The organism is Cellulomonas sp. P5_E12, from assembly GCF_054049315.1.
In genome coordinates this window covers 90,380-105,077 of the sequence record NZ_JBFUMP010000005.1, presented here as the reverse complement: position 1 = coordinate 105,077, position 14,698 = coordinate 90,380, and the positions used below count along the sequence as shown (strand labels likewise).

Sequence of the window (14,698 nt, the reverse complement as noted above, 5' to 3'; positions counted from 1 at the left end):
TCTCGTTGACACCCTCGGCGCGCACGTTGCGACGGCGCGCCCCCAAGTCGGCGCTCAGGCCGACCGCGTCATCCTACTGACGTCTCCGACTCGCCCTCGGGCGGGACCGGAACCTGGACGTCCGGCACGGGACGGCCGCCGGGAGCCGCGGGCAGGTGGTCGGCCGCGTCGCCGGCGACGGCCGGGTGGCCGGTCGCGATGCGCGCCTTCTGGGTCGCCGCGTAGACGTCCACGTACTCCTGGCCGGACAGGCTCATCACGGCGTACATGATCTCGTCGGTGACGGACCGCAGGATGAACCGGTCGTTCTCCATGCCCTGGTACCGGCTGAAGTCGAGCGGCTCACCGATGAGGACGCCGATGCGCATGACCTTCGGGATCCGCCGGCCGGGGGGCTGCGCCTCGTCGGTGCCCACCATCGCGACCGGGATCACGGGGGCGCCGGACTCGAGCGCGAGGCGCGCGATGCCCGTCTTGCCGCGGTAGAGGCGACCGTCGGGGCTGCGGGTGCCCTCGGGGTAGATGCCGAACAGGTCGCCGTCGGCCAACCGGCGCAAGCCGGTGCGGAGCGCGGCCTCGCTCGCCTTGCCGCCGCCACGGTCGACGGGGATCGTGCCGACGCCCCGCATGAAGCCCGCGGTGAGCCGGCCCTTGATGCCCGAGCCCGTGAAGTACTCCTGCTTGCCGATGAACACGAGCTCACGGTCGAGGACCAGGGGCAGGAAGAACGAGTCGATCACGGCGAGGTGGTTGCTCGCCAAGATCGCGGCGCCCTCCTCGGGCACGTTCTCCGCGCCCCGCACCCACGGCCGGTAGACCAGGTGCAGCAGCGGACCGACGAAGATCCGCTTCATCAACCAGTAGAACAACGGTTCACCTCTCGACCCGACACACGGACTGTCCGTCCACCCGAGCCCCTGTGCTCGTACCCCGACGACCCCCTGCGGCAGGCGGGCCGAGCACGTGCCACCCCGACTGCTCGGTCCGACTCTAGAGTGCTCCTATGGCACCTCGCCCCGACGACCCCGACGACGGCGTCCCGCCGGCGGGCGCGGACGTCCCGCCGCCGACGCCCGACGAGGTGCCCGATCACGCGGCCCCCACGGATGACGAGGCCTGGGCGGCGATCGTCGCCCAGCTGAGCGAGCTCGACGGGTACGACGGGACGGACGACCCGCCGGAGCCCGCGGAGCCGGAACCGACGGCGCCCAGCACCGGGCTGACGTTCCCCGTGGCCCCGTGGGTGGCAGAGCGTCGGGTGGTGCGCCCGGCCCAGGAACCGACCACACCGGCGCCGGAGCGCAGCGGACGAGACTGGGACGGCACGTCGCAGTACGACGACGCGGAGGCCGCGGTCGACTCCGAGGCGCACTTCGTGCCGCCCGATCCCGGCCCGGTCCTCGGCGGTGACCCGCTGCTCACCATGGCGTGGTTCGCCGCGGCGGGCATGCCGATCTTCCTGCTCGTGGTGCTCGTCGCCTGGCGGGACGCCCCGGCCGCGCTCGTGCAGGCCGCGGCCGTGGTGTTCGTCATCGGGATCGCGGTTCTCGTGTGGCGGATGCCCCACCGTCGAGACCCCGACGACCACGACACCGGCGCCGTCGTCTGACCGACCCGGCCGGACGTGACCGGCACGCCGTCAGATGCGCGCGAGGTCGGCCGCACCGACCATGCCCGCGTCGTTGCCCATCGACGCGACGACGATCGTCGCCTCCGGTCGGTGCCCACGACCGGAGAGCTGCTCCGCGAAGCCGTTGCGGGCCGGCGCGAGGAGGAGGTCGCCGGCGTCCGCGACGCCGCCACCGATGACGATGAGCGCCGGGTCCAGCAGGGCGGTCGCCGACGCGGCACCCTCCCCCAGCCAACGGCCTAGCTCCGTGAGCAGCTCGACGGCGAGCGGGTCGCCCTCCTGGGCGGCCTGGGTGACCTGCGGGCCGGTGAGCTTGTCGACGTCGCCGCCCGCGAGCTGGAGCAGGCGGGCCGCGCGCTCGGGCTGGATGATCACTGTCGCCTGGGCGTCGCGCACCAGCGCGCTGCCCGACGCGTACTGCTCCCAGCACCCCTCGTGACCGCACCCGCAGTAGTGGCCGCCGGGCACCACGCGCATGTGCCCGACCTCGGCCGCGACGCCCCAGGCGCCGCGCACGAGCTCACCGTTGGAGACGATCGCGCCGCCGAGACCCGTGCCGACGGTGAGCATGAGCATGTCGTCGACGTCGCGCGCAGCACCGAACCGGAACTCGGCCCAGCCGGCCGCGTTGGCGTCGTTCTCCACGACGATCTTCACGTCGTCGTCGCCGAGGATCGCCTGGACCTTCTGGCGCAGCGGGTAGTCGCGCCACGCGATGTTCGGCGCGAAGAGCACGGAGGACCGGTCGGCGGAGACGAACCCGGCCGCGGCGACGCCCATCGCGTTGATCTCGTAGGAGCCGCTCAGCTCCTGGTAGACCTCGGCGATGGCCTTGTCGATACCGGCGACGTCGTCGGGCGCGGTGTCACGACGCGTCTTGGCGAGGATCGTGCCGTCCTCGTCGACGACACCCGCCGCGATCTTCGTCCCGCCGATGTCCACACCGATGGCGTGCATGTTCGTGTGTGCTCCTACGCGCTCGTACCGTGCTCGCTACCGTCCGGTGCGGGCTCCCACGCTATCCGGCCGCGCGCGCCCGTGACGTCACGTAGCGGCGACGCCGCACCCGGTCCGCCGCAGAGCGTACCCATTCGGGCGCTGCCTGGGTGGCACCGCGCGTCCCGTATCCTCGGGGCACACTTCGCCCCTCTGTCACTGGAGCCAGCATGGACGAGTTCCACACCCCGTTGCGTCTCGAGGTCGACCCCTCGAACAACCTCAACGACCTGCTCGCCGAGCGTGTCACCGGGACACCCGACCGCGTCGTCGTCGAGCACAAGACGCAGCAGGACGGCCCCTGGATCCCGCTGACGGCGCGCGAGTTCGACGCCGAGATCGTCGCCGTGGCCAAGGGCCTGGTCGCCCGCGGCATCCAGCCGGGCGACCGCGTCGGCATCATGTCCCGCACCCGCTACGAGTGGTCGCTGCTGGACTGGGCGGTCTGGGCCGCCGGCGCCGTGCCGGTCCCGCTGTACGAGACGTCCTCGGCCGAGCAGGTCCTGTGGATCCTCACCGACGCCGACGTCTCGGTGCTCGTGGTCGAGACTGCCGCGCACGCGGCGGTCGTCGACGAGGTCCGTGCGGACGCGCCGCACCTGCGCGAGGTCCTCGTCCTGGACGACGGCGCCGTCGACGCGATCGTGGCCGGCGGGGCGTCGACGCCCGACGCCGAGATCACGCGCCGCCGGGGGCTCGCGGTGCTCTCGGACGTCGCGACCATCATCTACACGTCGGGAACCACGGGTCGGCCCAAGGGCGTCGAGCTCACGCACGGCAACTTCTACGAGCTCACCGTCAACGCGGTCGCCGACCTCAACGAGGTGGTCAGCGAGCCCGGCGCGCGGACGCTCCTGTTCATGCCGCTCGCGCACGTGTTCGCCCGGTTCATCGAGGTGCTCTGCGTCCCGGCCGGCGCCGTCCTGGGCCACAGCCCCAGCACCGTGACCCTGCTCGAGGACCTCGCGTCGTTCCGGCCGACGTTCATCCTCGCCGTCCCCCGCGTCTTCGAGAAGGTCTACAACTCGGCCGAGCAGAAGGCCGCCGCGTCGGGCAAGGGCTCGATCTTCCAGCGGGCCGCCAAGACGTCGATCGTCTACTCGCGCGCGCTCGACAACCCGCGCGGCCCCAGCCCGTGGCTGCGCCTGCAGCACAAGGTGGCGGACGTCCTCGTGCTGCACCGCCTGCGCAACGCGCTCGGCGGTCAGGCGCGCTGGGCCATCTCGGGCGGCGCACCCCTCGGTGAGCGCCTGGGTCACTTCTACCGCGGTCTGGGCCTCAACGTGCTCGAGGGCTACGGCCTGACCGAGACGACGGCGCCGGCCACGGTCAACCGCCCGGGTCGCGGCACCAAGATCGGCAGCGTCGGGCTCCCCCTGCCCGGCAGCGGGGTCCGCATCGCCGAGGACGGCGAGATCGAGGTCAAGGGCATCCAGGTGTTCCGCGGCTACCACAACAACGACGCCGCCACGGCGGAGTCGATGCACGACGGCTGGTTCCGCACCGGTGACCTCGGCTCCCTCGACGACGAGGGCTACCTGCGGATCACCGGGCGCAAGAAGGAGATCATCGTCACCGCCGGCGGCAAGAACGTCGCGCCCGCCGTGCTGGAAGACCGTCTCCGTGCGCACCCGCTGATCAGCCAGGTGGTCGTGGTCGGCGACCAGCGCCCGTTCATCGGCGCCCTGGTGACGCTCGACCCCGAGGGCGTTCCCGGGTGGCTGGCGGCCCACGGCAAGCCCGAGATGACGCTCGCCGAGGCCGCCACGGACCCGGACGTCCTCGCGTCGCTGGACAAGGCGGTCGAGAAGGCCAACAAGGCGGTGTCGCGGGCAGAGTCCGTCCGCAAGTACCGGATCCTCGACACGGACCTCACGATCGCCAACGGCTACCTCACGCCGAAGCTCAGCATCCGCCGCAACGAGGTGCTCAAGGCGTTCGCGGGCGAGGTCGACGCGCTGTACGACGGCCCCGCGCGCGACTGACGGCTCACACCGCGCGCACCAGGCGCAGGGGCGGGACGAGACCCGACGCCGCGAGCACGCCGATGGCGTGCTGCTCCGCGGCGTCGAGCTCGACCGCCCCTGTCGTCGTCTCCCCGACCGGCACGGCGACCGGGGCCGGGGCACGCACGGGGATGGTCAGGAAGGTCACGACGCAGTCCGCGCACGCTGTCGCACGCTGGGTGCAGGTGTCGCAGTCGATGATCATGTCGCGGACGCTAGCGGGGCCCACTGACAGGGCGACCGGCCGGCCTCAGAGGTGCTGGAGCCGCGCGACGAGCGTGCTCGACGGCACCACCCAGGCGCCGTCCGCCTCGACGTCGCGCACGACCTCCTGGTCGCTGGTCACCACGACCACCACGCGCCCGGGCGGCTCGGCGTGCACGAGCCGCCGGATGAGGTCGTCGGCGATCTCCCCCACCGCGAACAGCACCCGCACCCCGCGCGCGTACCCACCGGGAGGACCCTGCTGGCCTTCCTTCCCGTCGAAGCAGCACGTGATCTCGGCGCCCGTGCGGGCGGCGACCCCGGCCAGGCCGTCGACCAGCCGCCGTCGCTGCTCGGCCAGCGAGAGCTCGCCGAAGCCGGACTTGGAGACGTTGTAGCCGTCGACGAGCAGGTGCGCCCACGGCTGGCGGAGAAGCTCGTCCAGCAGGGCCGGGTCGTCGACCGACCGGCCGCGCGAGCCGCGCCGGACCACGTCCGGGGTCGCCGTCGGCCCCACCAGGTCCGCGGGCCGGTCCGCGACAGGCGGCAGGGCGAGCTCCGACCGGAGCCCGCTCGCGGCGTCGACGATCGTGTCCAGCAGCAGCCGGACGCGCACGTCGGCCAGCTTGCGGGCGGCGCGGAGCTCGGCACGCGCCGCCGTGCGCTCGGCCTGGGACGCGCGCCGCTCCTCGAGCGCCTGCCGGAGGTCGTCGTCGGCCCGGACGCGCGCGAGCTCGGCCGCATCGTGCACCGCGCGGGCCTCCTCGGTCGCGCGGCGCCCCTCGCTGCGCGCGCGGTCGGCGTCCGACCGCAGCCGACGCAGCTCCCGCTGCAACGCGCCGAGCTGGTCCTGCGCCGCGCGGGCCTCTTCGCGGGCCGCGGCCGCGTCGGCGCGTGACCGCTCGACCTCGGCCTGGGTGCGCTCCAGGCGGGCACGCAGCTGCGCGGCGTCGGGGTCGGCGGCCGCCTCCTGCGGGGGGAGCAGCTCGCGCCACCTCGACGACCTCAGCAGCCAGGCACCGACGGCCGCCGCCAGCGAAGCGTCGGCGGGCCCCTGCATGTCGGGCCCGACCTCGGCCGCCAGCTCGGGGTTCGCCTGCGCCCACACCCGCGCGACCCGGGCACGGAAGGCGTCGTCCTGCAGGGCGGCCCAGAGCGGCCCGGCGCCCGCCGTGGCCCGCCGTCGGGGGGCGAAGCGGTGCACGGCGCGCAACGACGCGGGGACCTCGGCCGCTTCGGCCGCACCCAGCGCGTCCGCGGCGACCTGCACGAGCGCGGCCCGCAGCGGGGTCGGAACGTCGACCACGTCGACTCCTGTCCCTTCCGCTGTCCGGTCCGCGCTGCGCATGCCCAGCACCCTAGGCGGCCCGACCGCGTGACGCGGCCCGACGGGCCCGGGCGAGCGGGTGACCGCCGGGTCATCCACCCGCTCGCGGCCTGAGCAGGGTGCGACGCACCGGGCGAGGAGCCGGGGCGTGTCGGTGGGCGTAGGTAACGTCCGGGTCATGTCGCCCGTCCGCCGCTTGCGCCCCGTCTGGGCGGACGCCATCCCCAACCCCGCGGCACGCCCGGTGCAGCCGAGCCTGGACGACCTGGGGACCCCGTTGTCGGACGTCGTGTTCGTCGTCGTGGACCTCGAGACCACGGGCGGCACGCCTGCCGACTCGGCGATCACCGAGATCGGCGCGGTCAAGGTGCGCGGCGGCGAGGTGCTCGGCGAGTTCCAGACGCTCGTGGACCCGGGCGGGCCCGTCCCGCCGTTCATCCAGGTGCTTACGGGCATCACCACCACGATGCTCATCGGCGCCCCGCCCATCGAGCAGGTACTGCCCAGCTTCCTGGAGTTCTCCCGGGGCGCCGTGCTCGTCGCGCACAACGCCCCGTTCGACATCGGGTTCCTCAAGGCCGCGGCCGCCCGGACCGGCCACGCCTGGCCAGGCAACAAGGTCGTGGACACCGTCCGGCTCGCGCGCCGCGTGGTCACCAAGGACGAGGCGCCGAACCACAAGCTCTCGACGCTGGCCGCTCTCTTCCACGCGACCGTGACGCCGAACCACCGGGCGCTGTCCGACGCGCAGGCCACGGTGGACGTCCTGCACGCCCTGCTGTCCCGCATGGCCCCCCTGGGCATCACGCACCTCGAAGACCTGGCGACGGCCACCGACCCCGTGCCGGGCGACGTGCGGCGCAAGCGCACCCTCGCCGACGGGTTGCCGGACGGACCGGGCGTGTACCTGTTCCGCGGCCCCGGCGACGAGGTCCTGTACGTCGGCACCTCGACCACCTCGCTGCGGCAGCGCGTCCGGTCGTACTTCACCTCGGCCGAGAAGCGCAGCCGGATGATCGAGATGGTGCGCGTGGCGCAGCGCGTCGACCCGATCCCGTGCGCGACACCGCTCGAGGCCCGCGTGCGGGAGCTCCGCCTCATCGCCGCGCACTCCCCCAGGTACAACCGCCGGTCCCGATTCCCCGAACGCATGCCGTGGGTCCGGCTCACGTCCGAGCCGTACCCGCGCCTGTCGGTGGTGCGCGAGGTCAAGGACGAGGACGGCGCGACGTACATCGGGCCGTTCTCGTCGGCGTCGACCGCCCAGCTGGCCGTCGACGCGCTGCACGAGACGTTCCCCATCCGGCAGTGCGCCCGCCGGCTCCCGCTCGTCGCGCCGACGGGTGCGTCGGCCTGCGTGCTCGCGGAGATGGGCAAGTGCGGTGCCCCCTGCACCGGGCACCAGGGCGTGGCCGACTACGCCGACGTGGTCGGGCGCGTCCGCAGCGCGATGCTCGCGGACGCGACCCCGGTGGTCGAGGCGCACGCCGACCGGATCGGGTGGCTGGTGGCGCAGGAGCGGTTCGAGGAGGCCGGTACGGTCCGGGACCGGCTCGGCGGCTTCCTGCGCGGCGCCAGCCGCGCGCAGAAGTTCGCGCCGCTCGCCGCCTGCGCGGAGCTCGTCGCCGCCAGGCGTTCCGACGACGGCGGGTGGGAGCTCGTGCTGGTGCGCTACGGCCGGCTCGCCGGCACCGCGCGCGTCGACCGCCGGACCGACCCCCGGCCCGCCATCGAGACGCTCCAGGCCACGGGCGAGCAGGTGGAGGCGCCCGTCGCCCCCGCCCCGGCGGCGCACCCCGAGGAGACCGACCTGATCCTGGCCTGGCTCGAGAAGCCCGGCGTTCGGCTCGTCGCGGTCGACCGCCCCTGGGCCTGCCCGGTGCGCTCGGCGGAGGCGCTCGGCGACCCCGCCACGGCCGTCGCGACCCTGGTCAGGCCGCGCATCGCCCTCGCGGGCGGCCAGCTCCTCCAGCTGGTCCCCGCCTCCCCGGGCGAGCGGGAGCTGGACATCGCCGAGGCGCGACCTGTGACCCTCGAGCTGGACGACGCGCGGGTCATCCCGATCAGCATCCGACCGCCCCGCACGGCATGATGACGAGCATGCTGACCGCCATCGTGCTGATCGACTCGGACGCCGCGAGGATCCCGGAGGTCGCCGCCGCGATCGCCGACATCCCGGGCGTCAGCGAGGTCTACTCCGTGACCGGAGAGGTCGACCTCATCGCCCTGGTCCGGGTGCGCGAGCACGACGACCTGGCAGACGTCATCGCGGACAAAGTGAGCAAGATCGAGGGCGTCATCCGCACCCAGACCTACATCGCCTTCCGCACGTACTCGCAGCACGACCTGGAGCAAGCGTTCGCCCTGGGGCTGGAGGACTGACCTGCAGCGCAGCGACCAGCCCCCTACGCGCTGCTCGCCGCCCGCCACCGCTCCAGCACGTCGGCCGCAGCCCCGCTGTCCAGCGACTGCCGGGCGTGCTCGCGACCGGCGGCCAGGCGCTCGACGAGCGTGCCGTCGGCGGTCCCGGCCAACGTCCCGTCGGCGACGAGCGCGGCTGCCGTGTTGAGCACCACGGTCTCGCGCACCGCCCCGGCCTCGCCGGCGAGGAGCCGGCGAGCGACGTCGGCGTTGTAGTCCGCCTTGGCGCCACGCAGCGACGCGAGGTCGATGCGCGCGACGTCGAGCTCGGCCTCCCAGTCGACGACCGACTCGGTGACACCGCCGTCGCGGACCTCCCAGATGCGCGTCGGACCGGTCGGGGCGATCTCGTCGAGCCCGTCCTCGCCGCGGAACACGAGCGCGCTGGAGCCCCGCTGGGCAAGCACGCCGGCCATGAGCGGAGCCATGCGGGGGTCGGCGACCCCGATCGCACCCGAGCGCGGCTGCGCGGGGTTGGTGAGCGGGCCGAGGAAGTTGAACGCGGTGCCGATGCCCAGCTCGGTGCGGGCGGCCGCGGTGTGCCGGAAGGACGGGTGGAACACCTGCGCGAAGCAGAAGGTGATGCCGACCTCGGTGGCCAGCTCGGCGACACGGGCGGGCGGGTGGTCGAGCCGGATCCCGAGCTCCTCCAGCACGTCCGCGGACCCGGAGGACGACGAGGCAGCCCGGTTGCCGTGCTTGACCACGGTGATGCCGGCCCCGGCGATGACCAGGGCGGACATGGTCGAGATGTTGACGGTGTGCGAGCGGTCGCCGCCCGTGCCGACGATGTCGAGCGTCCGGCCGGGCACCTCGATGCGGACGGCGTGCGCGAGCATCGTGTCGGCCAGGGCCGTGAGCTCGGCGACGGACTCGCCCTTGGTCTTCAGGCCGACGAGGAACGCGGCGACCTTGGGGGTCGAGGCCGCGCCGCTCATGATCTCGGCCATCGCCCACGAGGTCTGCTCGGGCGAGAGGTCGCGCCGGGCGGTGAGTGTGGTGAAGAGATCGGGCCAGCTGGCCGGGCTCGACCCAGCGGCCACCTCGGTCATCGGGTGACGGCCTGCGCCTCGACGAGTGCCGCGACGGCCGCGTGCACCTCGACGGGGTCGAGCGGGCGGCTGACCACGCCGTCGGCGTTCGACCAGGACGCCAGCCAGGCGTCCTGCGGCCGGCCCGTGAGGACCAGCGTCGGGGGGCAGCGGTAGATCTCGTCCTTGAGCTGGCGCGCGAGCCCCAGGCCGCCGACCTTGTCCGCCTCGCCGTCGAGGATCAGCAGGTCGAGCCCGCCGGCCTCCGTCGTCGCGATGACCGCCGCGGCGGTCGCGACCTCGACCCACTCGATGTCGCCCGCGCCCCGCCGGAGCCGACGCCCGACGGCGAGCCGCACCTGCGCCCGCGCGTCGACGTCGTCGCTGTACAGAAGGATGCGGGGGCCGGGGGTCGCGGCTGCGTGATCGGGCTGCGCCGTGCTCGTGGAGCTCATGGAGAGGGTTCCTCACTCGTCGTCGACGTGACGTCCGAGGGCATCTTGGCACGGCTCGTCCCGCGTCGGCGGGGAGGCCCGCTCTCGGGTCGCCCGGACGCATAGCACGCGGCCCGCGACGCGCCGCACGATGCGACCCGCGCGCACCGTGTCGACCGCCCGCTCGGCGGGGCCAGATCCGCATGATTCCCGGCCGCTACCTCGCGCGCGAGGCCCCAGATCATGACGGTGTGACATTTACCTGAGGCGACGCTGAGGGTCCAACGTCCCATGCGGGGGTGTCATCGGCCATAATGGCGATCGTGTCGACCGCAACGGCTGCCCCGCGCACCAGCCCCCACGTGAGCGTCAACCGACCGAACCCCGTGTCGGTAGGGACGATCGTCTGGCTGGCCAGCGAACTCATGTTCTTCGCAGGCCTCTTCGCGATGTACTTCACGCTGCGTGGAGCAGCGCCGGAGGCATGGGCGGAGAACACTCCGAAGCTCAACGTCACGTTCGCCGCGATCAACACCACGGTGCTGGTGCTGTCGTCGGTGACGTGCCAGATGGGCGTCTGGGCCGCCGAGCGGTTCCAGCCGGTCCGCAGCGGCTCGATCTTCCAGGTGAACCGCTGGGGCATGAACGAGTGGGTGTCCCTCACCTACCTCATGGGCGCCTTCTTCATCGGCGGCCAGATCTTCGAGTACGCCGCCCTGGTCAGCGAGGGTCTGACGATCTCGTCGAGCCCGTACGGCTCGGTCTTCTACCTGACCACCGGGTTCCACGGCCTGCACGTCGTCGGCGGTCTGATCGCCTTCCTCTTCCTGCTCGGTCGCTCGTTCAGCGCCAAGCGCTTCGGTCACCACGAGGCCACCACCGGCATCGTCACGTCGTACTACTGGCACTTCGTCGACGTCGTGTGGATCGCGCTCTTCGCCGTGATCTACCTCTTGAAGTAAGGCGCCGCGGGCGCCCCCGCCCGTCGCTCCGAAGTCCATATCCCCCACGTGCGAGACGAGGATCGATCCGTGAAGGCACTCGCAGCCCGCAGGCAGGATCGGCGTGCGCCGATCGTGCTGCTCCTGCTGGCGCTGCTGCTCACCGGTGGCCTGTACGCGGTGCTAGCACCGACGTCGGCCGATGCGACGCCTGTGAAGGCGAGCACCAACGACATCGCGGCCGGCGAGAAGCTGTTCCAGGCCAACTGCGCTTCCTGCCACGGAGCCGGCGCGTCCGGCACGACGAGCGCCCCGTCCCTCATCGGGGTGGGCGCCGCGGCGGTGGACTTCCAGGTGGGCACCGGTCGCATGCCGGCGCAGATGAGCGGCCCGCAGGCGCAGGTCAAGCCGGTGCAGTTCTCGCAGGACGAGATCAACCAGCTCGCCGCGTTCGTCGCGTCGCTGGGTGCCGGTCCGGCCATCCCGACGGCCGAGCAGGTCGACCCGAGCCTCGGTGACCCCGCCTCCGGCATGGCGATCTTCCGCACCAACTGCGCGATGTGCCACAACGCCGTGGGCGCGGGCGGTGCCCTGTCCCAGGGCAAGTTCGCCCCCAGCCTCTGGGAGACGACGCCCACCCACCTGTACGAGGCCATGCTGACCGGCCCGCAGTCGATGCCCGTGTTCAACGACGCGAACATCACGCCCGAGGAGAAGCGCGACATCATCGCGTTCATCGACCTGCAGGGCGGCGCGTCCCCCGGCGGTCTCACCCTCGGCGCCCTCGGCCCGGTGAGCGAGGGCCTCTGGGCCTGGGTCATCGGCATGGGCCTGCTCATCGGCGCAGCAGTCTGGATCGGAGCGAAGTCCTCGTGAGCAACCACGAACCCGGCCACGAGGCCAGCAACGAGATCACCACCCACGCCGCGGGCACGCTGCCCGACCGGTTCGAGGACCCCGGACACCCCGAGCACCACGACCGCATGGGCGACCACGACCCGAAGGCGAACAAGAGGGCCGAGCGGCAGGTCGTCTTCCTCTTCGCCATCTCGGTCATCGCGACGATCGGCTTCCTGGTGGCGTACTTCGCGCTGCCGCCGGGCGAGACCGTCGAGTCGATGCGTCGCTCGAACCTCGCCCTCGGCATCGGGCTCGCGCTCTCGCTCCTGGGCATCGGCTTCGCGGCCGTGCACTGGGCCAAGGCGCTGATGAACGACCACGAGAAGTCCGAGGAGCGTCACCTCCAGCGCAGCGACGACGCCACGCGCGTCGCCGCCGTCGAGGTGCTCAAGGAAGGTGCTGCGGACTCGGCCATCGGCCGCCGCGGCGTGCTCCAGGGGGCCATGATCTCGGCGCTCGCGCTGTTCCCGCTGGCGATCATCGTGCCGATCATCGGCAGCGTCGGTGAGGACTGGAACGTCTCGAAGTTCCGCCACACGATGTGGAAGAAGGGCACGCGCCTCGCGACGGACCCGACCAACCGCCCGATCAAGGCCGCCGACGTGACCATCGGCTCGGTCTTCCACGTGATCCCCGAGGGACTCGAGGAGCAGGACTACCCGCTCGACGAGAAGGCCAAGGCCGTCGTCCTGCTGGTGCGCCTCGACCCGGCGGACCTCAAGGAGTCCGAAGAGAAGAAGTCTTGGTCCTACAACGGGATCGTCGCATACTCGAAGATCTGTACCCACGTGGGATGTCCGGTCGCGCTGTACGAGCAGCAGACTCACCACCTCCTGTGCCCCTGCCACCAGTCGACGTTCGACGTGGCGGACGGAGCAAAGGTCGTGTTCGGACCGGCGAAGCGGCCCCTGCCGCAGTTGCCGATCACCGTCGATGACGAGGGCTACCTGATCGCGCAGAGCGACTTCAACGAGCCCGTCGGCCCGAGCTACTGGGAGCGTCTGACGAAATGACGACGACAGCCACCCCCACGCCCGTCGAGAAGCTCGCGGCGGGCACGGCGGACTACCTGGACCAGCGCACCGGCGTCGGCACCGCGGTCAAGACGTTCGCGCGCAAGATCTTCCCCGACCACTGGTCGTTCCTCCTGGGTGAGATCGCGCTCTTCAGCTTCATCACGATCCTGATCTCGGGCGTGTTCCTCGCGCTGTTCTTCGTGCCGAGCATGAACGAGGTGCACTACGACGGACCGTGGGCCGCCTTGCAGGGCGTGCAGATGTCCGAGGCCTTCTCCTCGACGCTGCGACTGTCCTTCGAGGTCCGCGGCGGCCTGCTGATGCGGCAGATCCACCACTGGGCCGCGCTGATCTTCATGGCCGCGATCGTCACGCACATGATGCGCGTGTTCTTCACGGGCGCGTTCCGGAAGCCTCGCGAGGTCAACTGGGTCGTCGGCTTCCTGCTGCTGATCCTCGGCCTGGCGGCCGGCTTCTCGGGCTACTCGCTCCCCGACGACGTGCTCTCCGGCAACGGCCTGCGCATCACGGACGGCGTCGTCCGGGCCATCCCGATCATCGGCAGCTACACGTCGTACTTCATCTTCGGTGGCGAGTTCCCGGGTCAGGACCTGATCCCCCGCCTGTTCACGGTGCACATCCTGCTGGTGCCCGGAATCATCCTGGCGCTCATCGGGCTGCACCTGTTCTTCGTCGTGCTGCACAAGCACACGCAGTACCCGGGCTCGGGGCGGACCAACCAGAACGTCGTCGGCTACCCGCTCTTCCCGATCTACGTGGCGAAGGCCGGCGGCTACTTCTTCACGGTGTTCGGCATCATCGCCCTGATGGCGGCGACGATGACGATCAACCCCGTGTGGAACTACGGGCCTTACGACCCCTCGCCCATCTCGGCGGGCGCGCAACCCGACTGGTACATGCTGTTCCTCGAGGGATCGCTGCGCCTCATGCCCGGGTTTACCGAGGTCGTGATCGGGCACTGGACGCTGTCGCTCAACGTGATCATCCCGGCCATGGTCGTGCCGGGCATCCTGTTCACGCTGCTCGCCGCGTACCCGTTCGTCGAGGCGGCCGTGACGGGCGACAAGAGCGAGCACCACGTGCTCGACCGCCCGCGCAACCGGCCGTTCCGCACGGCGTTCGGCGTCTCGCTCCTGACGGCCTTCTTCATCCTCGTGCTGGCCGGCTCGAACGACCTCATCGCGACGCACTTCCACCTGTCGATCAACGACATCACGTGGGCGTTCCGGGCGCTGATCTTCCTGGGCCCGTGGTTCGCGTTCTGGGTGACCAAGCGGATCTGCCTCGGGCTGCAGCGCAAGGACCGCGAGCTGGTGCTGCACGGCCACGAGACCGGTCGCATCGTGCGGTTCGCCAACGGTGAGTATATCGAGGTGCACAAGCCGCTGGACGCGCACGAGCGCTGGCTGCGAGTGCAGCACGACGCCATCCGCCCGCTGGAGATCGAGCCCGCGGAGGACTCCCGCGGCGTGCGGCGCAAGGGCTACGCGCTCGACCGCATGCGCCAGCGTCTCTCGCAGACGTTCTACGAGGACCGCATCGAGCCCGTCACGCCCGCCGAGCTGGCTGCGTCGCACTCGCACGGCGAGCACGACACCATCCAGGCCTCCGAGGAGCATGCACCGGCTGAGCTCGCCGGCGCCGTCGGTGGCGGCCAGCACCTGGTGGATCCGCAGGATGAGACGGCCCCCGACGGGCGGAATCGCTGATCCTGAGCAAGAGTTGATCGTGGAGTCGGGCGGCTCGCCGTAGCGGCGGGCCGCCCGTTTCT

The 14,698-nt window shown here is 72.0% G+C and carries 14 protein-coding genes; 8 read left to right on the top strand and 6 right to left on the bottom strand.

Translation table 11 applies throughout. The features are described from left to right. Positions 1–68: 68 nt before the first annotated feature. Positions 69–854 (bottom strand): lysophospholipid acyltransferase family protein, encoded by a 786-nt coding sequence (locus tag ACXJKA_RS05900; protein WP_456824346.1) that lies wholly within the window; start codon positions 852–854, stop codon positions 69–71. A 149-nt stretch (positions 855–1,003) separates the two neighbouring features. Between ACXJKA_RS05900 and ACXJKA_RS05895 the strand changes: the two genes are divergently transcribed. Next, complete coding sequence (locus tag ACXJKA_RS05895; protein ID WP_456824248.1) at positions 1,004–1,609, top strand: hypothetical protein; 606 nt, start codon at positions 1,004–1,006, stop codon at positions 1,607–1,609. Between the two features lie 30 nt (positions 1,610–1,639). Here the strand turns inward: ACXJKA_RS05895 and ACXJKA_RS05890 are convergent, their stop codons facing one another. Next, positions 1,640–2,587, bottom strand: a complete 948-nt coding sequence (locus ACXJKA_RS05890) for an ROK family glucokinase (RefSeq protein WP_456824247.1) — start codon at positions 2,585–2,587, stop codon at positions 1,640–1,642. A gap of 209 nt (positions 2,588–2,796) precedes the next feature. Between ACXJKA_RS05890 and ACXJKA_RS05885 the strand changes: the two genes are divergently transcribed. After that, complete coding sequence (locus ACXJKA_RS05885; RefSeq protein ID WP_456824246.1) at positions 2,797–4,611, top strand: AMP-dependent synthetase/ligase; 1,815 nt, start codon at positions 2,797–2,799, stop codon at positions 4,609–4,611. Positions 4,612–4,615: 4 nt separating this feature from the next. Here the strand turns inward: ACXJKA_RS05885 and ACXJKA_RS05880 are convergent, their stop codons facing one another. Continuing rightward, positions 4,616–4,837: a hypothetical protein gene (locus ACXJKA_RS05880; RefSeq protein ID WP_456824245.1), complete on the bottom strand. Its 222-nt coding sequence runs from the start codon at positions 4,835–4,837 to the stop codon at positions 4,616–4,618. Between the two features lie 45 nt (positions 4,838–4,882). Next, the gene (locus ACXJKA_RS05875) at positions 4,883–6,142 is read right to left on the bottom strand and encodes an NYN domain-containing protein (protein ID WP_456824244.1); all 1,260 of its coding nucleotides are present in this window, start codon (positions 6,140–6,142) and stop codon (positions 4,883–4,885) included. Positions 6,143–6,341: 199 nt separating this feature from the next. Here ACXJKA_RS05875 and ACXJKA_RS05870 point away from each other — a divergent pair, with 199 nt between their 5' ends. Together ACXJKA_RS05870 and ACXJKA_RS05865 are read left to right on the top strand one after the other, a co-directional pair. Beyond that, a complete protein-coding gene (locus ACXJKA_RS05870; RefSeq protein WP_456824243.1) occupies positions 6,342–8,255 on the top strand; it encodes a DEDD exonuclease domain-containing protein in 1,914 nt (637 codons plus the stop codon). Positions 8,256–8,263: 8 nt separating this feature from the next. Beyond that, positions 8,264–8,545 carry an Lrp/AsnC family transcriptional regulator gene (locus ACXJKA_RS05865; RefSeq protein WP_456824242.1) on the top strand — a complete coding sequence of 94 codons (282 nt, stop codon included), beginning with the start codon at positions 8,264–8,266 and terminating at the stop codon, positions 8,543–8,545. Between the two features lie 23 nt (positions 8,546–8,568). Here the strand turns inward: ACXJKA_RS05865 and trpD are convergent, their stop codons facing one another. Together trpD and ACXJKA_RS05855 are read right to left on the bottom strand one after the other, a co-directional pair. Further along, complete coding sequence (gene trpD, locus ACXJKA_RS05860; RefSeq protein WP_456824241.1) at positions 8,569–9,636, bottom strand: anthranilate phosphoribosyltransferase; 1,068 nt, start codon at positions 9,634–9,636, stop codon at positions 8,569–8,571. Then, entirely contained in the window at positions 9,633–10,070 is a 438-nt protein-coding gene (locus tag ACXJKA_RS05855) for a hypothetical protein (RefSeq protein ID WP_456824240.1), read from the bottom strand. Before ACXJKA_RS05855 ends, trpD begins: the two co-directional genes overlap by 4 nt. A gap of 293 nt (positions 10,071–10,363) precedes the next feature. Here ACXJKA_RS05855 and ctaE point away from each other — a divergent pair, with 293 nt between their 5' ends. The 4 genes from ctaE (at position 10,364) to qcrB (ending at position 14,636) form a co-directional block, all read left to right on the top strand. After that, positions 10,364–11,011 carry an aa3-type cytochrome oxidase subunit III gene (gene ctaE, locus ACXJKA_RS05850; protein WP_456824239.1) on the top strand — a complete coding sequence of 216 codons (648 nt, stop codon included), beginning with the start codon at positions 10,364–10,366 and terminating at the stop codon, positions 11,009–11,011. 69 nt (positions 11,012–11,080) lie between these two features. Continuing rightward, complete coding sequence (gene qcrC / locus ACXJKA_RS05845; RefSeq protein WP_456824238.1) at positions 11,081–11,866, top strand: cytochrome bc1 complex diheme cytochrome c subunit; 786 nt, start codon at positions 11,081–11,083, stop codon at positions 11,864–11,866. Continuing rightward, on the top strand, positions 11,863–12,903 hold the full coding sequence (gene qcrA, locus ACXJKA_RS05840) for a cytochrome bc1 complex Rieske iron-sulfur subunit (RefSeq protein WP_456824237.1): 1,041 nt from the start codon (positions 11,863–11,865) through the stop codon (positions 12,901–12,903). The genes qcrC and qcrA overlap by 4 nt, the downstream gene beginning before the upstream one ends. Continuing rightward, positions 12,900–14,636, top strand: coding sequence for a cytochrome bc1 complex cytochrome b subunit (gene qcrB, locus ACXJKA_RS05835; protein WP_456824236.1), 1,737 nt, complete (start codon positions 12,900–12,902; stop codon positions 14,634–14,636). Before qcrA ends, qcrB begins: the two co-directional genes overlap by 4 nt. Positions 14,637–14,698: the final 62 nt, after the last annotated feature.